Genomic DNA, 20,840 nt, shown 5'->3' on the forward strand with positions numbered 1-20,840 from the left:
GGAAAAACCGGCCGGGCGGGGCGGATCGAACCATAAACCGAAATGGGAGGATGACATGAGTTTTATCAGGAGCGTGGCGCTGGGCGCCGCGATGACGTTGACCGGTACGGCCGGGGCACTGGCGCAGGAGGTGGAAGAGCGGACGATGACGCTGGGCCACGTCGTGGCGGAACAGTTCCCCTACCACACCTCGGCGATGTTCATGAAGGAGACGATGGCGGAGGAGACCGACGGGAAGTGGACGCTGGAGGTGCATCCGAGCGGCGCCATGGGCGGCGAGCGCGATGCGCTTGACGCGCTGCTGCTGGGCACGATGGATTTCACCTGGGTTCACACGGCGGCGATGGCAAGCTTCGTGCCGTCCTTCGAGCTGTTCAACATGCCCTTCGTGTTCCACAGCCCCGAGCATATCGAGGAGGCGCTAAGCACGCTGGACTTCTCGCAGTTCTACGAGGAGGCGGATGCGGCGGGCTTCAAGCTGATCGGCATCGGTTCGCCCGCGTTCCGCTATCCGATGAACAACATCCGCCCGATCGAGACGGCCGAGGATTTCGCCGATATCAAGATGCGGACGATGGGTGTTTCGGCGCATATCGACACCTACGAGGCGCTTGGCTCGCAGGTGGCCTCGACCTCGTTCGCGGAGCTTTACGGCGCGCTGCAGACCGGCACGGTGGACGGCAACGAGAACGCGCTTTCGGCGCTCAACGCGATGCGGTTCAACGAGGTGCAGGAATACCTGACGCTGTTGCCGACGGTGGCCAATATCGCGGTGCTGGTGATGAGCAAATCGACCTTCGACGCGATGTCGCCCGAGGAGCAGGCGCTTGTCGAGAAGATCGGCCAGCAGACGGTCGAGAAGAACAACAGCGACTATGCGACGCTGGATGCCGAGGCGCTGGAGGCGATGAAGCAGGAGGGCCTGAAGGTCAACGAGGTGGAGGACCTGTCGAGCTTCGTCGAGGCCACGGCGCCGGTGCGCGAGAAGTACTCGGCCGAGCTGGAGCCGTGGGTGCGTGACCTGATGGCCGAGATCCAGGAACTGCCCTCGGCCAAGTGAGGCAAACCCGGCCCGGCGCGTTGCGAGGCGCGCCGGGCCCTGAACGCGGGAGGAGGTTCGCCTTGGAGCGGATACATCGCATCAGCCTCGTGATCGAAAGCTTTGTCCGCATCCTCGTGGTGGCGGTGATGCTGTTCATGCTGGGCGCCGTGCTGTTGGACGTGCTGGTGCGCAACTCGTCGCTGCGGGTGCGCGGGCTGGACGAACTGGCGCGGTACTCGCTGGTCTGGATCGTGTATTTCGCCACGGCTGCGGGCGCGCGCTATGGCGACTTGATCGGCATGGAGAGCCTGGCCAATGCCTGCCCGCCGAAGGTGCAGGTGGCGCTTTGGCTGCTGCGCCGGCTGATCCTGCTGCTCTTTCTTGCGGCCTTCACCTGGTACGCGCTGGGGCTCGTGCGGCTGATGATCCAGACCGGGCGATCCTCGGCCAACCTTCATATTCCCCTCTGGCTGGTCTACGGGCCGCTTTTCCTTGGGACGTTCCTGATGTTTCTTTCCCTGCTGGTGGACGCGATGCGCCGCGTGGCGGTCAACGACATTCTGACCCCGCCGGACCCGGATGACGGGGGGCGGCTGTGGAACTGACCGCGCTTGCCGTCACCTTCTTCCTGACGTTGCTGATCGGTCTGCCGATCTATGCCGTGATGGGCGCGTCGGTGGTGGTGTATTTCATCTTCTCGGGCGTCAACCCGGTGACCATTCCGCACCGGGCCTTTGCCGGGATCGACGTCTTCGTGCTGATGGCGGTGCCGTTCTTCATGCTGGCGGGCAATCTGATGAACGCGGGCGGCACCACGCGGCGGCTGGTGGCGCTGGCGGAGGCCATGGTGGGCTGGGTGCGCGGGGGGCTGGCGCATGTGAACATCGTGGTGTCGATGCTGTTTGCCGGCATCTCGGGCTCGGCCGCGGCGGATACGGCGGCGGTGGGCAGCATCATGATCAAGTCGATGCGTGAGCGGGGCTATCCGACGGAGTTTGCCACGTCGGTGACGATCTCGTCCTCGCTGATCGGGCCGATCATTCCGCCGAGCATCATCCTGATCGTCTATGCCGTGGTGGCGGGCGTGTCGGTCAACGCGCTTTTTCTTGCGGGGATCGTGCCCGGCATCCTGCTGGGGGTGGCGCAGATGCTGTTGGTGGCGGTCTATGCCTGGCGCTACGGGTTCGGCGAGAGGGGGCGGTTCTCGATCATCGCCTTCCTGCGGGCGTTTCTTGACGGGCTGGTGCCCTTGGGGATGCCGGTGATCATTCTGGGCGGCATCTTCTCGGGGTTCTTCACGCCGACCGAGGCGGCGGCGGTGGCCTGTCTCTACGCCCTGGTGGTGGGGATGGTGATCTATCGCGAGATCCGGTTCCGCGATCTGCCGGGCATCGTGCTGCAGAGTGCGCGGACGACTGGCAGCGCGCTGGTGATCGTCGCCATCGCCGCGCCGCTGAGCTGGATCCTGACCAAGGAGCAGGTGCCGGCCACGGTGACCACGGCGATCCAGTCGGTGTCGGACAACCCGATCGTGATCCTGCTGCTGATCAACCTGATGCTTCTGGTGCTGGGGGCGTTCATGGAGATGATCGCGGCGCTGATCATCCTCGTGCCGATCCTGCTTCCGGTGGTGACGGGGCTGGGGGTGGACCCGGTGCATTTCGGGATCATCGTGGCGATCAACCTGACGATCGGGATGATCACGCCGCCGGTGGGGATCAGCCTGTTCATCGGGGCGACGATCGCGAAGATATCGCCGGAGCGATTGGCGCTGTCGAACATGCCGTTCCTGCTGGTTTCGATCCTGGTGCTGCTGATCATCACCTTCGTGCCGGGGCTGGTGATGGTCCTGCCCGATCTTTACGGCAGGTAGGGCATGGCGGGGCGGTATGATTACGTCGTGATCGGCGGAGGTTCCTCGGGCTGTGTTCTGGCGAACCGGCTGTCGGCAGACGGGCGCCGTCGGGTGCTGCTGGTGGAGGCGGGGCCGGATACGCCGCCCTATGCGGTGCCGGCCTCGATCTATGCCGATGGCTACCTGCCGGATTACTTCAAGGACAACCGGTACTGGACCCGGCTGACCGTGACGCGCGACCCGGTGGGCAACGGCAGTGGCCGGGAGCTGGAGGAGCACCGCTACGAACAGGCGCGCGTGATGGGCGGCGGGTCGAGCGTGAACGGGCAGGTGGCGCTGCGCGGTATCCCGTCGGATTACGACCGGTGGGAGGAGCTGGGCGCGGCGGGCTGGAGTTACGAGGATTGTCTGCCCTATTTCCGGCGGCTGGAGCGGGACATGGATTTCGGCGGGCCGAAGCATGGGCGCGACGGGCCGGTGCCGCTGCAGCGGACCTTTCCCGAGAACTGGTCGCACTTCGCGCTGGCGTTCCGTGATGCGCTGGAGCGGCGGGGGCTACCCTATCACGACGATTGCCATGACACGACCAGCGACGGGTGTTTTCCGTTTCCGAAGAACAACGTCTATGGCCGGCGGGTGTCGGCGGCGGTGGCGTATCTCGACCAGGGGGTGCGGCGGCGGGGGAACCTGCGGATCGTGGCGGAGACGGTGCTGGAGCGGATCCTGTTCGACGGGCACCGGGCGACGGGCGTGCGGCTTGCCCGCGCCGACGGGACGGTCGAAGCTTGTGATGCCGGCGAGGTGATCCTGTGTGCCGGGGCGTTGCATACGCCGGCGATCCTGATGCGGCACGGGATCGGGCCGGGCGCGCATCTGGGCGAGATGGGCATTCCGGTGCTGGCCGACCGGCGCGGGGTCGGGCGGAACCTTCAGGATCATCCGCTGGTGGGGGTGGGCCTTCACCTGCGGCAAGGGGCGCGGATGGCGTCGAACATAGCCAATGCCTTTCTGGTCTACACGCGGTTCACCTCGGGGGTCGAGGGCTGTGCGGCCGGGGACATGAAGATGTCGCTTTCGGCGCGGTTCGACCAGACGCCGATCGGGCACCAGATCGGGGTGCTGCGGGTGGGGCCGGACCAGGCGCATTCGACCGGGTTCGTGGAACTGCGCTCGCCCGATGCGGGGGAGGAGCCGTTCGTGGCGTTCAACCTGTTGTCCGATCCGCGGGACATGGAGCGGATGAAGGCCGGGGTGCGGTTTGCCATCGAGCTGTTGCAGGCGGACGAGTTGCAGGCCGTCGGGCAGGGGGCGTTTGCCGGGGCCTATACCACATGGATCCGGCGGCTGGGGCACAAGGACCCGGTGTCTCGGATGGTGAATGCGGTGGGCGGCCGGCTGCTCGACCTGCATCCGGCGGTGCGCAAGACGCTCATCGGGATGGCGGTGGCGGGGTATGATATCGAGCGGATGAAGACCGAGGATGCCGAGTTGGAACGGTTCATCCGCGACACGGTGCTGGGCAACTGGCATGCCTGCGGGACGGTTGCCATGGGCCGGGCGGATGACCCGGCGGCCGGTGTCGGCCCGGATGGGCGGGTGATCGGGGTGGAGGGGCTGCGGGTGGCCGATGCCTCGGTCTTTCCGCGGATTCCTTGTGCCAACATCAACCTCACCACGATCATGGTGGCGGAGAAGCTGTCGGACGCGATCCTCGGGAAAGGGTGAGCGTGCCCGTCAGAACAGTGCGCCGGGCAGCCATGTCGCCAGTGAGGGCAGCAGCCAGACCAGCAGGACGCCGATGGCCTGAAGGCCGATGAAGGGCACGACGCCGGCGTAGATGTGGCCGGTGCTGACCTCGGGCGGGGCGGCGCCGCGCAGGTAGAAGAGCGAGAAGCCGAAGGGCGGGGTCAGGAAGCTGGTCTGCAGGTTGATGGCGATGAGGATGCCCAGCCAGATCGGATCGTGCCCCATCAGGATCAGGGTCGGGGTGACCAGCGGCAGGACGATCACCGAGATTTCCACGAAGTCGAGGAAAAAGCCCAGCACGAAGACGAAGAGCATGGTGAAGAGCAGGGCGCCGGTGGGTCCGCCGGGGAGGTTTTCGAGCAGGGTGGCGACGCGTTCCTCGCCGCCGAGGCCGATGAAGACGAGCGAGAAGATACCGGCCGCGAGGATGGTGGCGAAGATCATCGCGGTCATGGTGAGGGTCGAGGTGGCGGCCTCCTGCATGACCCTGTCGCGGACGGTGCCGCGCAGGGCAAGGAGGAGGGCCACGATCCCGGCCACGGCGAGGAGGGCGTAGAGCGCGCCGAGCGTGTAGTCGGTGACGGAGAGGTCGCTGCGTTGCAGGCGGACGGGGAGGGCGCCGGAGAGGATGCCGAGGAGGATCAGGGCGGCCGCGCCGAAGACGATCAGGCGCGGGCTGTAGCCGAGGCGGTGGCCCGCCATCAGGATCGCGCCGACCGCGCCGACCGAGGCGGCCTCGGTCGGGGTGGCGACACCGCCGAGGATGGCGCCGAGGACGGCGAAGATCAGCAGCACCGGCGGCACCACGGCGCCGAGGATCTCGGAGCGGTCGGGCTTGGCGAGGTCGAGCGAGGCGGGGGGCATGTCCTGCGGGCGGATCAGGCCGCGCAAGAGGATATAGGCGAGGTAGAGGCCGACAAGCATGAGGCCGGGGATCAGGGCGGCGGCGAAGAACTGGCCCACGGACAGCGCCTCGACCGAGAACTTGCCCTGTTCGTATTGGGCCTGCTGGTAGGCGTTCGACATGACGTCGGCGAGGATGATCAGGAGCGTCGAGGGCGGGATGATCTGCCCCAGCGTGCCGGCGGTGCAGACGATGCCGGAGGCGACGCGCGGGTCGTAGCCGGTGCGCAGCATGGTGGGCAGGGCGATCATGCCCATCGCCACCACGGTGGCGCCGACGATGCCGGTGGAGGCCGCGAGCAGGGCGCCCACCAGCACGACGGAGATGCCCAGGCCCCCGCGCAACTGCCCGAAGAGGCGGCCCATCGTGTCGAGCAGCACCTCGGCGATCCGGCTTTTTTCAAGTATCGCGCCCATCAACACGAAGAGGGGGATGGCGATCAGCACCTCGTTGCTGAGCAGGCCGAAGACCCGCTGGCCCATGGCGCCGAGAAGCGAGATGTCCATCGCGCCGGTCAGCCAGCCGAGATAGGCGAAGGCGATGGCCACGCCCGCGATGCTGAAGGCGACGGGGAAGCCGCAGAGGATGACCGCCACGAGGGCCGCGAACATCAGGAGGTCGAGGTTTTCCGTCACGAAGGTTCACGCAGGATCAGCTTGAGGATCTCCGACAGGGATTGCAGCATCACGAGGATGCAGAAGGCCGGGATCAGGGATTTCAGGAGGAAGACCGCCTCGATCCCTCCGACGGAGATCGGGCCTTCGAGGATGTTCCACGAGTTGCGCACCGAGGGCCAGGACCAGTAGAGCAGCGCCGCCATCGACGGCATCAGCAGGAAGACATGGCCGAAAAGGTCGATGGCGCGGCGCGAGAGGCGGCTGGCCTTGGCATAGAAGATGTCGACGCGCACGTGCTTGTCGACCAGGAGGGTATAGCCCGCGCCCAGCATGAACAGCGTGGCATGCATGTAGAGCACGCTTTCCTGCACGGCGATGGAGTTGACGCCGAAGACGTAGCGGCCCAGCACGATGCCGAACTGTACCAGCACCATCAGGAGCGCCAGCCATTTCGTGACGGTCGCCACGATGGTGTTGAAGCCGTCGATCGTTTCGGCGATGCGGTTCATCTGTCCCCCGATGAAAGACGGTGCGGCGCACGGGGCGCCGCACCGGTGGTTTGAACGATCAGTAGCCCATTACGCTGGCGCGGGCGTTCATCTGGCCGTTGTCGGCATAGGTCATGTAGCCGCCGACGAGGTCGCGATAGGCGATGAAGCTTTCGGTGATGCGCTTGACCAGTTCGTCCTCGTCCTGGCGCAGCTCGTCGATGACCTCCTCGGCCGCCGTGCCCATCGCGGCGATGACGTCGTCGGGCAGCTTGCGGACGGTGACGCCATGCTCTTCGACCAGGGTCTTGAGCGCTTGGGCGTGCTTGGTGGTGTATTCCGTCCAGACCGGGTTGTAGAGGCTTTCGCAGGCGAAGGTGACGGCCTGTTGCAGGTCTTCGGGAAGCTCGGCGAAGATGTCGGCGTTGACGCCGCATTCCTCGGCCGAGGAGGGCTCGCCCACGCCGGGCCAGTAGTAGTTCTTGGCGATCTGGTGGTAGCCGAGGGCGCTGTCGGTCCAGGGGCCGATGAATTCGCCGGCATCCAGCGCGCCGGTCTGCAGCGCCTGGAACATGTCGGGGCCGCCCATCGCCTGGGCTGCCATGCCCAGCTTGCTGGCCATTTCCGAGGCGAGGCCGGTGGTGCGGAACTTCATGCCCTTGAGGTCTTCGGCGGAGGTAACTTCCTCGCGGAACCAACCGGCCCATTGCGGCCCGGAATTGCCGCAGAGGAAGGGCTTGATGCCGAAGCGGCCATACATCTCGTCGTAAAGCTCCTGCCCGCCGCCGTGGTAGAGCCAGCCCACCTGTTCATCGGCGCGCAGGCCGAAGGGCTGCGAGCCGAAGAGCAGGATGCCCTTGGATTTCGAACCCCAGTAGGCGGGGACGGCGTGGTAAAGTTCGGCCGTGCCTTCGCTGACCGCGTCGAACACGCCGCGGCCGGGGACGAGTTCACCGGCGGCGAAGAGCTTGACCTCGATCCGGCCGCCCGAGAGGGTGGTGATCCGGTCGGCGAGCATCTGGGCCGCGACGCCCGGCCCGGGCAGGTTCTTGGGCCACGCGGTGACCATCTTCCACTGCCGCACGTCCTGGGCGATGGCCGGGGCGGCGAGGGCGGTGGCGGCGGTGCCCACCGCGCCGGCTGTCAAAAACTTTCTTCTGTCCATTCTGTCTCTCCTTGCTGGTATCTCTGACTTGCCGGGCATGGCCGTGCCGCGAGGCGGAGGTCGCCCGGTATCATCCGGTAAGCTGACCAGCCCTTTCGCACGGGTGCAAGCTGAATTTTAGCGAAGGATCGGTTGCGGTGCCATGAGCAGCGCGTGTGCTTGCACCGGTCGAGGATATCTGGTCTTTGCGGGAGGGACTGGTCATCAATGCAGAGAGCCGCCATGCCTGCCACACCTCGAACCAAGATCGCCGTTGCCGGGCTGGGATATGTCGGGCTTTCGAATGCCGTATTGCTGGCGGGGCAGCACACGGTTGCGGCGCTGGAAATCGACGAACGCCGGGTGGCGGATGTGCGCGCGCGGGTGTCGCCGATCGAGGATACGGAGATTTCCCGGCACCTTTCCGAGCGGGAGCTTGACCTGCATGCCACGACCGACGCGGCCGAGGCGCTGGCCGGGGCGGAGTTCGTGGTTGTCGCGACGCCCACCAATTACGACCCGCGGTCGAACCATTTCGACACCTCGAGCGTGGAGGCGGTGATCGCGCAGGCAAGGGAGCATGCGCCGGACGCCACGATCGTGATCAAGTCGACGATTCCGGTGGGGTTCACGACCCGCATGCGGGCCGAAACGGGGTACGAGGGGATCCTGTTCTCGCCCGAGTTCCTGCGCGAGGGGAAGGCGCTTTACGACTGTCTTTACCCGTCGCGGGTGATCATGGGTGATCACGGGGCGCCGGCGCACCGGTTTGCCGACATGCTGGTGGCCGCGGCCGAGAAGAAGGATGTGACGGTGCTCTACACCTCCTCTTCGGAAGCGGAGGCGATCAAGCTGTTCTCGAACACCTATCTTGCGATGCGGGTGGCGTTCTTCAACGAGCTGGACAGCTATGCCGTCGCCCACGGGCTGAACCCGAAGGAGATCATCGACGGCGTCAGCCTCGAGCCGCGGATCGGCGGGCATTACAACAACCCCTCGTTCGGCTATGGCGGGTATTGCCTTCCGAAGGATACCAAGCAGCTTCTGGCCAATTACGAGGCCGTGCCGCAGAACCTGATCGCCGCGATCGTGCAATCGAACCGGACGCGGAAGGATTTCATTGCCGACCAGATCATCGCGCGGGCGCCGAAGGTGGTGGGGGTCTACCGGCTGGTGATGAAGTCGGGGTCGGACAATTTCCGCGACAGTTCGATCCAGGGGATCATGAAGCGCGTGAAGGCGAAGGGGATCGAGTGCATCGTCTACGAGCCGGCGCTTCCGGAGGACGATTTCTTCAACTCGCGGGTTGAGCGGGATCTGGCCGCGTTCAAGGAGAAGGCCGACCTGATCATTGCCAACCGCCGGTCGCCCGAACTGTCGGACGTGGCCGAGCGGGTGTACACGCGCGACCTGTTCGGGGTCGACTGATCGCCATGGTGCGGCGGGGGAAGAGGGGCGGCTGACATGACCGGCACCGCGGCGCCCTGCGACCTGAGCGTGATCATCCCCTTCTACAATGCCGCCGCAACGCTGGAGCGTGTGGCGGGCGACGTCCTGGCCCTTGGGGGCGAGGGGGTGCGGTGCCAGGTGATCCTGGTCGACGATGCCTCGACCGACGGCAGCGGGGAGATCGCCCGCCGGCTGGCCACGGAGCATCCGGAGGTGCTTGTCCTGCGCCACGAGGTCAACGCGGGGGCCGGGGTGGCGCGGATGACGGGCTGGCCGCATGCCACGGGGCGCTATGCGCTGTTCTTCGATGCCGACGACATCCTGCACGGCGACGTGCTGTGCCTGACGCTCGCGCGGATGGAGGCGCATCCGCAGGTCGATACCGCGATGCTGGCCTACCGGTACGAGCGGGGAAAGGCGAACACGGGGCTGGAGATGTCGTTCGAGGACACGAAGGTGTTTCGCCGGTTGCTGAAAGCCGGGGCGCCCGCCATCGGCACGCCGGCGGAGATGGGCGCGCTGCTGACGGTGACGAACTACCCGTGGAACAAGGTGATCCGCACGGCGCATTTCCGGCGGGCCGGGCTGCGCTTCGGGACGACCCATGTGAACAACGACATTCTCGGGCACTGGGAGATGATCGTGAAGGCGCGGCGGGTGATGCTGTCGGACGAGGTGATCTGTACCCACCTCGTCGATCCGGAGGGGGAGAACATCACCAACCAGTTCGGCGCGCAGCGGTTGCAGATGCTGGAGGCGCTGGGCGAGCTTTACGACATGCTGGAGAGCGACGCCGACCTGCGGCGGCGGGAGGCGCACCGGTTCTGGCGGCTCGCGCAGCGGCTGTATTGCTGGGCCAGGCCGCGGCTGGAGCCCGGTATCGTGCCGCGGTTCGACGCGGCGTGGCGGGCGCTGATCGGGCGGATCGACCTTGGCGACTATGCCGATCTGCGCCTGCGGCACGATCCTGCGCTGGCGGATGCGCTTGCCAATCACCTGCTCGACCGGCAAGGTTCCTGAACCATGCCGAAGCTGTCGATCATCGTGACCGCCTATAACGTGGCGGGCTATCTCGGGCCCTGCCTCGACGGCATTCTTGGCCAGACGCTCGGGGATATCGAGGTGATCGTGGTCGATGACGGCTCGACCGACGGGACGGCGGAAATCATCGAGACCCGTGCCGCGGCCGATGGGCGGGTGCGGCCGATCCGGTTCGAGGAGAACACGCAAGGGGGCGTGGGGCCCGCGGCCAATGCCGGGCTTGCGGTGGCGACCGGCGATTTCATCGGGTACGCGGATGGCGACGATCTGTACGACCCGCAGATGTTCGCGACGCTTTACGATGCCGCCGTGACGCATGATGCCGATCTGGCGATGTGCCGGTATCACCTGATGGATGACGCAACGGGCGAGCTGACCGAGCCGGACGAGGCCAGGTACTGGCAGCCCTATCGCGAGACCACGGCGGTGACGCTGGATGCGGCCCGGCGGAGCGAGCTTTTGCGCTTCATCGCGGTCCCGTGGCGGAAGATCTACCGGCGCGACCTGGTGGAGCGGGCGGGGCTGCGGTTTCCCGAGGGCGATCATTTCTTCGAGGACAACCCGGTTCACTGGGCGGCCGTGCTGGGGGCGCAGCGGGTGGTGATGGTGCCCGAGCGGCTGTGCCGGCATCGCGTGGCGCGGCCCGGGCAGACGATGGAGACCGCCGATCACCGGTTGCCGCAGATCTTTGCGCATCACGACACGATCAGCGACCTGTTGCGGCGGACGGGGCAGGAGGCCGCCCACCGGGACGACCTGCTGGCATGGCTTGCGACGCAGCTTGCCTGGGTGAGTGCGCGGGCAACAGGCGAGGTGGTGCGACAGCTTTACGACAGGCTGGTGCCGGTGGTGGAGCAGTATGACGCGGAGGAAATTGACAGGTTTTGCAGCGATGCCGCGCCGTTCGGGACGGCGCCGCTGCTGAAGGCCTTGAAGGCGCGGGATTACGCGCGGTTTGCAAGAGGGGTGGAAGCTCGGGCGGGGGCCGGCAAGGCGGGGCCGAGGCCGGGACGGTCGAGAGGCACGTCGCTTTGGGCGCTGGGGCTGTATCACCTGCGGCATTCCGGCCTCCGCCGGACGGCCCGGCTGACCGGCCGTTACGCGATGGAGAGGCTTGGGCGGACCGGGCGCGCAGGCGCGGCAGAGGAGAGAGGTGCGGTGACGCAGAAGGATCTGATGATGGGGCTGGTGGTTCTGCAGCGGGAGGTGCGGCAGCTTCGGCAGGAGGTGGCGGAGTTGCGCCGGGACCTCGCCGAAGCGCGGGGCGGGGCAGCCGAGGCATCCCGGACGGAGACGGATGACGAGCCGAGCTGACGGTCTTCGCCCGGGGGCATGGGCGGGGGCGGGAAAGCTTGGCATTGCACATCCGGCCGAGCCGGCGGGGATGTGTCGCGCGGGCTCTTCGGCGCAAGAGGTCCTGAGATCGACCGGCAGATGGGCATAGCGACGGCGGGTCGCCGCACATCCGGCTGCGGCCCGGAAAACCGCATGGAAAGCGCTTGAACTCTTAAAGTAGACATGGCTAAAAGCGCCCGCCGGCCCGGCTTGACCGGACCACCGGCCGCAGCCCGGTGGAGCGGTGACACTCGCACGGCTGCCACCTGACTGCGCGAACTGGCACACAGGGCGGCCCGGCCGCCGGACCGAAAACGAGAAGACGGAATCGGAATATCAAATGGCATTGATGTCACGTGAGTACAGATTCCTCTACTTCCAGAATCCCCGAACCGCCAGTACAGCCACCGCCGCCTTGCTGCGCGAGATCGCGGGGGGCGAAGTCATTCCCGAAAAGAACATCCTCAACGATGACGGCACGATCCGGGTCCCGGCCAAACATACGAGGCTTGACCAGTTGGTCGAGCATAGGCTGATCAGCGCGGAAGTTCGCCGGGATTACCTGAAGATCGTGACGGTCCGGAACCCGTTCGACTCGCTGGTTTCGCTCTGGGCGAAGATGAACCATGACTACGTGAAGCTGCTGGAAGACGAAAACTCGTGGGTGCACAGGAAGCCTGACTACAAGGAAAAGCTGGAAGCGTCGGTCGGCCTCAGCTTTCCGGAATGGGTGCAAATGATGCATGGCGAGCGCTTTCGAAAAGGGCAAACGACCCACGCCAACGGCCTTTACATGAAAGGCATGGACGTCATGCTGCGGTTCGAGCGGCTGCAGGAGCAATTTGCCGAAGTCGCCCGCCGGCTGCAATTGCCGGGCGACCATGTCCTGCCCCGGCAGAACGTGACGCAAGGCCGCGAAGACAAGGATTATCGCAGCTATTACGACGACGAGACGCGACGGATCGTGGCGGGCGTTTTCGCGCCGGAGATCAAGGCACTCGGCTATGAGTTCTAGAGAATGCCCGGTCGCCCTGCCGGCGGATGGGTGCGGTCAATTCGAGCCGGAGCCGGTTTTCGATGCTTGAGATGTTTCGGGAAAAATCCGAGGTAAGCGCGCTTCAGTTCTTCAGTGCCAACGCCCAGGATGTGGTTTTCCTGGTTGCGCCGGGGTTCCAGAAGAAGATCGGCGACCTTCACCCGGACGTTCCGGTTCAGGATCTGATAAAGTGCGATGTTGTCAAGCTTGCCAAGGCGAATGAGGTATTGGCGAAACGAGAAAAGCTTGGGGATGACAGGACCTATGTCGTGGCCGATGGTGCCGGTGAGGCCAACCGCCTTGCAAAGCTTCGGAAGTCGTATCCGAACCTGACATTCGCCGGACTGGGAGAAGCTGTCTTTCCCGCCATCGTCGCGCGGCGCGCCGACGCTGCGCTACGGCCGATGCCTAAGAAGCTCAACTGCCACACCGTCGTCTTGATCTTCGCGACCCCACGCAGCGGATCGAGCCTTGTTGCGGATATCGTATCCGACCTCGGCATGGGCGACACCCGCGAGCACCTGCGGGGCGGCGAAATAGCCTGCCTGTCAGGCTCCTACCTATTCAGCCGGCGCGTCGCCTTGCGAAACTTGGTCAACCTGACTGCGAATGACGGGGCCTTCAGCACCAAGATCTTCGCGCATTTCCTGATGGATTACATGCGGGCGGTGCACGATTTCCGACCGCTGAAGATTTTCGGGCCGAAGGTAAAGGTCAAGACGATCATCCTCGACCGGACCAGCAAGGTCGATCAGGCGGTCTCGGCGGATGTGGCGATGCAGAGGGGCATCTGGCATGTGCGTTCGGGCAAGGATGCCGAAAGAGTATTGGCCGAGCAGGCACCGAAGTATGTATTCGGCCGGCTCAACTCTAGATACTTCGAATACCGCCAGCAGAGTTTCGCGCTCGAATTCGCGCGTGAAATGTTCCCGGACCATCTCGTGCTTGATTACGAGTCCGACATTGTCGGTGTGGAATTGAGCAAGCTGGGCCGGCGCATTGCCGAAGCACTCGATCTGAAGGATTACCCCACGGATTTCGCCCGCGCCCGCGCGCGGCAGAAGATTGCCAACGACGATAATGCCGCCCTTGCCAGCCAGTTCCGGAAAGATTTCAGCAAGGCGTTCGGGTTTCCGCCGAAGTAACGTGTTGTCGAAGCGCAACGGTTTGATCGCCGCGGTCCCCGGCAGGTTCACAGACCCGAGTAAAGGGTCTCTGCCAGATCGGGCCATTCCTGCTCGCGCGCCCGGGCCAGGGCGGCCTCGGACATTTGGCCGATCGTCCCGTTGTCCTTTCGGGCGAGAAGCGTCCGCATTGCCGCCAGAAGGGTGCCTTCGGTGGCGGGATCGTAGAGGATACCCGCGTCGGTGCCGCCGAGGACATCCTCGGTCATGCCAACGCGGGGGACGATCGCCGGCAGGCCGAAGCTGAGGGCGAGGATGAGGGAGCCGGAGGTGAGGATGCGGGCATAGGGAAAGACGGCGAGGTCGGCCGCACGGAAGAAGAGCTGCAGCTCCGGTTCGTCGAGGAAGCGGTCGGTGGCGAGGATGCGGCTGCGTTCCGCCCGGCTGAGCGCCGGTCTGAGCTTGCGCAGGACCTTGTGATGCATCGCGCCGGCGATCACCAGCCTGGCCTTTGGCCGCTCCTTCAACACTTTGCGGAAGGCTGTCACCAACCGGCCGACGCCCTTGTAGGGGCGGACCTGACGGGCAAAGAGGATCACGTCGTCATCGGGGGCGAGGCCGAGCGTTTCACGGGCGGTCTCGCGGGCGACGAAATCGGGATAGACGCCGAAGTAGTTGCCGTGCGGCGAGATGCGCACCTTGTCCGGGTCGATGTGGAAGGTATCGCGCACTTCCGGCAGCGACGCGGCGGAGTGCAGGTGGACCACGTCGGCAAGTTCCGCGATACGCTGCGAGAGGTCGGTTTCGAGGTCGGGGAAGACCGCGTCGTGGGAAATGACGTTGTGCACCGTCCAGACGATGCGGCCACCCTCGTGCTTGAACGCCGCGAGGTCCCTGAGGAAGGCCGAGACATTGCGCCTTGCCTGGGCTTTGAGGCGGACATCCTTGAACAGGAAGTTGACCCAGTGCAGGTGGAAGATGATCCGCTTTGCCCCGCCGGATTGCCGCAACGTCCTGAGGGCCGATGCGATCGGGGCCTCGACGATCTCGTGGGTGTGGCCGGCCTTGCGGTAGAGCTGGTTCTGGTAGGGGTTGGCGCGGTCGTAGTTGGGATAGAAGAAGACCCGCGGGTTGGGTGACGTGTTGCGGTAGCTGACCCAGCGGGGCTCGTCGGGGTTGGGCAGGTGGACGTCCCAGAAGCGGTCGAGCCCTTGGCGCTTCAGCGCCTCTGTCTGCACGCGGTAGGTGTTGGTCGTCTGCGAGCGTTCATGCATGAAGGAGGTGTTCCGCCCGTGCCAGCGGCGCTGGTAGAGGACCTGGTCGACGTGATGGAAGGCACCGGTCTCGCTGAGCTTGAGGAACATGTCGTAGTCGATGGCGTTCCTGATGTCGCTGCGAAAGCCGGTGGTGCGTTCCCAGGCGGCGCGGCGGAACATGCGGAAATGATGGGCGATCGAGGTGATCATCATCTTCTCGCGCGAGAAGACGGGCCAGTTGTACTCGTTCTTGATGTGGTTCCCGTCGGCGTCGATGCGCTCGGCCGAGCTGTAGCAGCAGACGGCCCGCGGATGGGCGTCGAGATAGTCCGTCAACGTGCGGATCGCACCGGGTTTGAGCACGTCGTCCGAATCGAGCTGACCGACATAGAGGCCGCGTGTCATCCGCACCGCGCGGTTGGAGGCGTGGCCGATGCCGCCGTTCGCGCCGTCTTCCCAGCGGACGCGCGGGTCGTCGCCGAAGGCGCGTTCGAGCACGGCGAGCGTGTCGTCGCGGGAGCCGTCATTGGCGATGCAGACCTCGAGGTCCTTCACATCCTGTTCGAGAACGCTTTCCACCGCGCGTTCGATGTACCTGGCGGCGTTGTAGGCGGGGATGTAGATGCTGACCTTCGGCACCCGGTAGAACCCGTCCTTCGGCCTGTCGAGCCGGCTGGGGCAGAGCTCGGTCATCAGGCGGTTGTCGGCGGTCAGGTCCCCTGCGGGGCGGGTCGGGGCGAGGTTCGGCACGAGCAGGGGGGAAAAATAGGCGCCGAGGTTGAAGAAGCGGAAGGCCATCTCGCGGGCGGCATGATCGGGGGAGGTAAAGCCGGTCTCGGGCCCGCCGGCGCGTTGGAGCAGGGCGCGGGGCACCACCATGTTGAGCCCGTTCACCTGCCGAAAGGGCAGGTCGTGGCCGAACGGGTGGGGGGCGGACTTGATGGCGTAGGGCGTGGGGTGCCGCATGGCGGGCATCTGCATCAGCGGCTGGACGACAGCGTCGGAGACCCGGCCGAGATGCACGGCGCGGGCCAGAGCGCCCGGATCGAGCTGCACCTCGCCGTGCAGGAAGAGGAACAGGTCGGCCTGCGGCACCGCCGCGGCGATGTATTGCGCGGCAAGGGGGGGACAGGATGGGCGCTTCGACAAGCTCGACCTCGTGCGGGGAGGCAGAGGCGGCGGCGTCGAGCGCGGGGCTGCGCGCGTGGGTGAAAAGCGCGATCTTCGTCGGCGCGTCGGTCTGCTGGCTGTCGAGCTGGCCGAGGATGCGCTGGGCCTGACTGGCATCCGACGCGCCGCAGAAGACGTGAAGGCGGGTTCGGTGCGCATCGGCGAGCGGGGCCAGACCGGCGGCGGCGGCATGGAGGAACTGGACATCGTTGCCTTGGCCCGCAATCTCCGGCAGTGCCAGATCCGGTGGGTAAGGGCGGGGCACGTAGCGGTCGGCCTCGACCGCGCGGAAGGGCACCCGCAGCAGGCCGGATGGATTGGTGGTGAAATCCGCAGGGCAGTTGACCTTTGGATGGCGGTGTTCGGGCGGAATTCGCGCTTCGACATGGCGCCGGAGCATGTCGAAGATCGCCGGGTCGAGATCGGGGTGAAAACGGATGCCTTCGAGTTTCTGGCGGGCGGCGCGGGCGTCGCCCTGCCTGCCAAGATGCAAGGCTTCGACCGCTTGCCCCCACGCGTTGCGGGGGCCGTAGGAGGTTGAAGGCGGGGTATCGGACACGGCGCTACCTCCGGCGGAACCGACGGAGGGCCCGCACCGCGACACGCAGGGGGGCGGTGACTCGCCAGCTCGTGCTGGACCGAAGCGCCTTCAGGTCGCGCTCGCCGTCCTGGACACGCTGCTGAAGGAAGGCGATTTCGGCTTCCATGTCCTGCAGGCGGTCCGAAAGCCCGGCGGCATGGTCGGGGTCAGGCGATGCGGATGGCTCGGGCTCTGCCGTCTCCGTCTCCGGTCGGTCCTGTCGTGCCTGGCTCCGCTCTTCCTCGAGCTCCAGCAGCCTGGCCAGAAGGCGTTCGACATCCTCGGCATGGCGCGAGGGCGGCGGCGCGATGTCCTGCATGGTTTCAGCGGCGCGCGGACCGGCGCCGCGCGCCATGAGGTCGAGCCGGTGCATCTGGCCTTGCCGGTCGAGAAAGTCGTCGAATGCGCGACGCTCTGCGCTGTCGGGGGGCAGGGCCGCCAGTTGGGAAAGGGGGGAGGGCGCGCCGGGAGCCAGGAACAGCGCCATTTGCGGGGCGCTGCGACCGAAGACCATGATCTTCATGCCCTGGGCTGGCACGCCTGAGATCAGGCTTTCGGTCAGGCCGGGCCCGTAGAGGAGGATGGCGCTGGCGTGACCCGTGTGGTCGGCGATCAACGCCATGTCCTGCGTGCGGCGCGCGGTGTTCTCTGAGAGGTTGACGGCGAGGATGTCGATTTGCCCGGCCGGTGCATCGCCATCGACCTCGGCAGTGGGCGCGTCATCCAATGTACCGTCCGGCGCGGCGCCGGTGTCGAGGCATTGTGTTGTCAGGCCAAGCCGGTCTGCCGCCTGCCGGAAAGCCCGGTGAGCCGTTCCCGTCGTGCCGCCCGTGGTCAGCACCATGTCGGGGCGGAAGAGATCGGTCAGCCAGAAGATGAGAGGCAGCGCGGGCAGGGAGGCAGAGTCGTCGCGATACGAGGCCGGCCACGTCAGCGGATGGCTGACAAGCTCGAGTAGCCGGTGGATCCCGGGGCCTTGGGCAGCGGAAATCCGGCCGGTTCCGGTCTTGGCCGAGTGGTCATGATCTGCAGGTGCCGTCAATCTCACTACCCCGCACGCAGCCCGCGGTTCGCGCCAGACACGTTTTTCTGCACGGATTCACTTGCGTGCATAAATATCTTCATACCTGATTATGTCGTCTTCGCCCAGATACGCGCCGGTCTGAACCTCGATGAGGACGATCGGAACCTTCCCGGGGTTGGCCAGCCGATGGACGGTGCCGACCGGGATGTAGACCGACTGGTTCTCGGTCAGGAGCTTGACGTCGTCGCCGACCGTGACTTCCGCCGTGCCCTGAACCACGACCCAGTGCTCGGACCGGTGGTGGTGCGATTGCAGCGAGAGAGAGGCGCCGGGGTGGACGTGGATGCGCTTGACCTGGAAGCGATCTCCGATGACGAGGGTTTCGAACCAGCCCCACGGGCGGTGATCCTTGCGGAACTCGGTGGCCTGCTTGGCGCCCTTCGCCTTCAGGGCGGTGACCGCTTTCTTCACATCTTGGGCGCGCGAGGCGTCGGCGACCAGCACGGCATCGGGCATGGCAACGGTGATGATATCCTTGAGGCCGATGCCTACGACTTCGAGAGAGCTGTCCTCGGATCGGAGCAGGGTGTTGTCGCAGTCGATGGCCGTGGCATGACCGGAGGTGCCCACGCCGCGGTCGTCGACCCCGCCTTCGCGCCAGACGGCATCCCAGCCGCCGAGGTCGGACCAGCCGCCGGAATAGGGCACGACGGAGAGGTTGTCGGCCTTCTCCATCACGGCATAGTCAATAGACTCGTCGGCCGCGCCTGACCACGGGCCGGGCGCGAGCCGCAGGAAGCCCAGGTCGCATTCCCCCTGGTCGAGCGCTTGCGTGACCGGGCCGATCAGCTCGGGTGTATGGGTTTCGAAGGCGTCGAGGATGGTTTTCACCGAGAAGAGGAAAATGCCCGCGTTCCAGAGGTAATTGCCCGAGGCGAGCATTCTCGCGGCCGTCGCCTCGTCGGGTTTCTCGACGAAGCGTTTCAGGCCGTGGGCCTCTGGCGCGCCTTCGCCGGGCGGGCCGTCAAGTTCGAGATATCCGTATCCGGTTTCCGGCCTGTCGGGCGTGATGCCGAAGGTGACGAGCTGGCCCGCTTCCGCGGCCGGGACACCGGCGAGGATGGCCTCGTGGAACGCCTTGGCATCCGGGACCACGTGATCGGAGGGGGCCACCAGCATGAGCGTGTCGGGGTCGTTCCGCGACAGCCAGAGCGCGGAGGCGAGGATCGCCGGGGCGGTGTTGCGCCCCTCGGGCTCGATCATGATGGCGCTGGGGTCGATGCCCGCCGTGGCAAGCTGTTCGACGACGATGAAGCGGAAGGCGGTGTTGGTCACGACGAGGGGGGCGTTGAAGCCTTGCCCGCTGAGCCTTTGCGCGGTGGACTGGAACAGGGTGGTTTCGCCCAGAAGCGGCACGAATTGCTTGGGATAGCTCTTGCGCGAGAGGGGCCAGAGCCGTGTCCCGGAGCCGCCGCAAAGAAGCAAAGGCGTGATCTTCATTCCACGTAACCCTGGTCAGACTGCGGGAGCGGACAGGATTCCGCCGGTTCACCGGTTTCTTCCTCATTTGCACGCCGATTGCAACAACGCTGCGCCCGCCCGGCGAAAACCGGAGCGCTTGATCGCCCATGGGGCGCGCCGTGAAGGAAGGTCGGGCCGGCCGGGGCCTACTTGCCCTTCCAGACCGGATTGCGCTTTTCCGAGAAGGCGCGGGCGCCTTCCATCTGGTCCTCGGAATCGTAGAGCACGTCGACGGTTTCGAACTGCCGCTTGGTGATGCGGTTCATGGCGTCGTGGAAGGTGAGCGCCTCGGCCTCGCGGACGATTTCCTTGATCGCGGCGTAAACCAGCGGCGGGCCGGAGGCGAGGTGATCGGCCAGCTTGCGGGCCTCTTCCATCAGCTTGTCGGCCGGGTGGATCTGGTTGACGAAGCCCCAGCGCGCGCCTTCCTCGGCATCGAGCCAGCGCCCGGTCAGCAGCATTTCCATGGCGATGTGATAGGGGATGCGCTTGGGCAGCTTCACGCTGGCCGCATCGGCCACGGTGCCCGAGCGGATTTCCGGCAGGGCGAAGGTGGCGTGGTCGGCCGCAAGGATAATGTCGGCCGAAAGCGCCCATTCGAACCCGCCGCCGCAGCAGATGCCGTTGACGGCGGCAATGACGGGCTTGTTCATGCCCCGCATCTCCTGCAGGCCGCCGAAGCCGCCGACGCCGTAATTGCCGTCGACGGCGTCACCGTCGGCGGCGGCTTTCAGGTCCCAGCCGGGGCAGAAGAACTTCTCGCCCGCGCCGGTGATGAGGGCGACGCGCAGCTCGGGGTCGTCTCGGAATTCCTTGAAGGTGTCGCCGAGAATGACGCTGGTCTTCAGGTCGATGGCGTTGGCCTTGGGCCGGTCGAGCGTGACCTCGAGCACGTGGCCGCGGCGCTCTGTCCTGACGGGTGATGCGGTCATGGGTTTCCTCCGATCGTGATGAGTGCGTCCACCGCCACCGCGCGGGTTTCGGTGCAGATGAGCGGGTTGATTTCGACTTCCTCCAGCCGGCCGGCATGGGCCGCGACGTAAGACTGCACCGCCAGAACGGCCTGTGCAATGGCGGCCATGTCGGCGCCGGGCTTGCCACGATAGCCGCGCAGGACCTTGGCGATGCGGAGGGAATTGAGGGCCTGGGCGATCTCGTCCTCGGTCGCGGGCAGCAGGAGCGAGGTGCTGTCGCCCATGATCTCGGTCAGGATGCCGCCGGCGGCGAGGGTGAGCACGTAACCATGGGCCGGGTCGCGAGTGGCGCCGATCAGAAGCTCGGCCACGGTGCCGTCGATCATCTCTTCGACCAGCCAGCTTTCGCAGGGCATGGTGGCGGCCTGTGCCAGCGCCGCGGCGGTATCGTCGCGGGCGAAGGCGACGCCGCCGGCCTCGGTCTTATGGGCGAGCCCTTCGGCCTTGATGACGAGCGGCGCGCCGATGTCGCGAACGGCCTCTGTCAGCGCGGTTTCGGTTTCGGCCCGTTTGGCGGCGGGGATGGTGACGCCG

Annotated in this window: 18 protein-coding genes; 10 read left to right on the plus strand and 8 right to left on the minus strand. The window is 66.0% G+C overall.

Annotated elements, in window-relative coordinates; translation table 11 throughout:
- Nucleotides 1-55: 55 nt before the first annotated feature.
- The 4 genes from RLN94_RS00285 (at nt 56) to RLN94_RS00300 (ending at nt 4,622) form a co-directional block, all read left to right on the plus strand.
- Nucleotides 56-1,060: a TRAP transporter substrate-binding protein gene (locus RLN94_RS00285; RefSeq protein ID WP_350125411.1), complete on the plus strand. Its 1,005-nt coding sequence runs from the start codon at nt 56-58 to the stop codon at nt 1,058-1,060.
- A 62-nt stretch (nt 1,061-1,122) separates the two neighbouring features.
- Nucleotides 1,123-1,647 carry a TRAP transporter small permease gene (locus RLN94_RS00290; protein WP_350125414.1) on the plus strand — a complete coding sequence of 175 codons (525 nt, stop codon included), beginning with the start codon at nt 1,123-1,125 and terminating at the stop codon, nt 1,645-1,647.
- The gene (locus tag RLN94_RS00295; RefSeq protein WP_350125417.1) at nt 1,638-2,915 is read left to right on the plus strand and encodes a TRAP transporter large permease; all 1,278 of its coding nucleotides are present in this window, start codon (nt 1,638-1,640) and stop codon (nt 2,913-2,915) included. The genes RLN94_RS00290 and RLN94_RS00295 overlap by 10 nt, the downstream gene beginning before the upstream one ends.
- Nucleotides 2,916-2,918: 3 nt before the next feature.
- The gene (locus tag RLN94_RS00300) at nt 2,919-4,622 is read left to right on the plus strand and encodes a GMC family oxidoreductase (RefSeq protein ID WP_350125420.1); all 1,704 of its coding nucleotides are present in this window, start codon (nt 2,919-2,921) and stop codon (nt 4,620-4,622) included.
- Nucleotides 4,623-4,631: 9 nt separating this feature from the next.
- Here RLN94_RS00300 and RLN94_RS00305 read toward each other — a convergent pair whose 3' ends face one another.
- Genes RLN94_RS00305 through RLN94_RS00315 form a run of 3 tightly spaced genes read right to left on the minus strand, consistent with a single transcriptional unit; the run spans nt 4,632 to nt 7,817 of the window.
- Nucleotides 4,632-6,182, minus strand: coding sequence for a TRAP transporter large permease (locus RLN94_RS00305; RefSeq protein WP_350125423.1), 1,551 nt, complete (start codon nt 6,180-6,182; stop codon nt 4,632-4,634).
- Nucleotides 6,179-6,673, minus strand: a complete 495-nt coding sequence (locus tag RLN94_RS00310; RefSeq protein WP_350125426.1) for a TRAP transporter small permease subunit — start codon at nt 6,671-6,673, stop codon at nt 6,179-6,181. Before RLN94_RS00310 ends, RLN94_RS00305 begins: the two co-directional genes overlap by 4 nt.
- A gap of 58 nt (nt 6,674-6,731) precedes the next feature.
- Nucleotides 6,732-7,817 carry a TRAP transporter substrate-binding protein gene (locus tag RLN94_RS00315; protein ID WP_350125429.1) on the minus strand — a complete coding sequence of 362 codons (1,086 nt, stop codon included), beginning with the start codon at nt 7,815-7,817 and terminating at the stop codon, nt 6,732-6,734.
- Nucleotides 7,818-8,039: 222 nt separating this feature from the next.
- On the opposite strand from RLN94_RS00315, the gene RLN94_RS00320 reads away from it, so the two are divergent.
- The 5 genes from RLN94_RS00320 (at nt 8,040) to RLN94_RS00340 (ending at nt 13,802) form a co-directional block, all read left to right on the plus strand.
- Nucleotides 8,040-9,224 carry a nucleotide sugar dehydrogenase gene (locus RLN94_RS00320; RefSeq protein ID WP_350125432.1) on the plus strand — a complete coding sequence of 395 codons (1,185 nt, stop codon included), beginning with the start codon at nt 8,040-8,042 and terminating at the stop codon, nt 9,222-9,224.
- A gap of 36 nt (nt 9,225-9,260) precedes the next feature.
- Nucleotides 9,261-10,265, plus strand: coding sequence for a glycosyltransferase family 2 protein (locus tag RLN94_RS00325; protein ID WP_350125435.1), 1,005 nt, complete (start codon nt 9,261-9,263; stop codon nt 10,263-10,265).
- Nucleotides 10,266-10,268: 3 nt separating this feature from the next.
- Nucleotides 10,269-11,600, plus strand: a complete 1,332-nt coding sequence (locus tag RLN94_RS00330; RefSeq protein ID WP_350125438.1) for a glycosyltransferase family 2 protein — start codon at nt 10,269-10,271, stop codon at nt 11,598-11,600.
- A 361-nt stretch (nt 11,601-11,961) separates the two neighbouring features.
- Complete coding sequence (locus RLN94_RS00335; RefSeq protein ID WP_350125441.1) at nt 11,962-12,636, plus strand: sulfotransferase family 2 domain-containing protein; 675 nt, start codon at nt 11,962-11,964, stop codon at nt 12,634-12,636.
- A 62-nt stretch (nt 12,637-12,698) separates the two neighbouring features.
- Entirely contained in the window at nt 12,699-13,802 is a 1,104-nt protein-coding gene (locus tag RLN94_RS00340) for a Stf0 family sulfotransferase (RefSeq protein WP_350125444.1), read from the plus strand.
- A gap of 47 nt (nt 13,803-13,849) precedes the next feature.
- On the opposite strand, the gene RLN94_RS00345 is transcribed toward RLN94_RS00340, so the two are convergent.
- Nucleotides 13,850-16,186 (minus strand): glycosyltransferase, encoded by a 2,337-nt coding sequence (locus tag RLN94_RS00345; protein ID WP_350125447.1) that lies wholly within the window; start codon nt 16,184-16,186, stop codon nt 13,850-13,852.
- A 55-nt stretch (nt 16,187-16,241) separates the two neighbouring features.
- On the opposite strand from RLN94_RS00345, the gene RLN94_RS00350 reads away from it, so the two are divergent.
- Complete coding sequence (locus tag RLN94_RS00350) at nt 16,242-16,748, plus strand: hypothetical protein (protein WP_350125450.1); 507 nt, start codon at nt 16,242-16,244, stop codon at nt 16,746-16,748.
- 22 nt (nt 16,749-16,770) lie between these two features.
- On the opposite strand, the gene RLN94_RS00355 is transcribed toward RLN94_RS00350, so the two are convergent.
- The 4 genes from RLN94_RS00355 to RLN94_RS00370 form a co-directional block, all read right to left on the minus strand.
- Nucleotides 16,771-17,829 carry a hypothetical protein gene (locus RLN94_RS00355; protein ID WP_350125453.1) on the minus strand — a complete coding sequence of 353 codons (1,059 nt, stop codon included), beginning with the start codon at nt 17,827-17,829 and terminating at the stop codon, nt 16,771-16,773.
- 57 nt (nt 17,830-17,886) lie between these two features.
- Nucleotides 17,887-19,311 carry a mannose-1-phosphate guanylyltransferase/mannose-6-phosphate isomerase gene (locus tag RLN94_RS00360; RefSeq protein WP_350125456.1) on the minus strand — a complete coding sequence of 475 codons (1,425 nt, stop codon included), beginning with the start codon at nt 19,309-19,311 and terminating at the stop codon, nt 17,887-17,889.
- A 167-nt stretch (nt 19,312-19,478) separates the two neighbouring features.
- Nucleotides 19,479-20,264 carry a carnitinyl-CoA dehydratase gene (locus RLN94_RS00365; protein ID WP_350125459.1) on the minus strand — a complete coding sequence of 262 codons (786 nt, stop codon included), beginning with the start codon at nt 20,262-20,264 and terminating at the stop codon, nt 19,479-19,481.
- Nucleotides 20,261-20,840: acetate--CoA ligase family protein (locus RLN94_RS00370; protein ID WP_350168330.1), on the minus strand; the 580-nt coding region annotated here is incomplete at its 5' end. The genes RLN94_RS00370 and RLN94_RS00365, both read right to left, overlap by 4 nt.

The organism is Roseovarius sp. (assembly GCF_040223625.1).
In the GTDB taxonomy this organism is placed as follows: domain Bacteria; phylum Pseudomonadota; class Alphaproteobacteria; order Rhodobacterales; family Rhodobacteraceae; genus Roseovarius.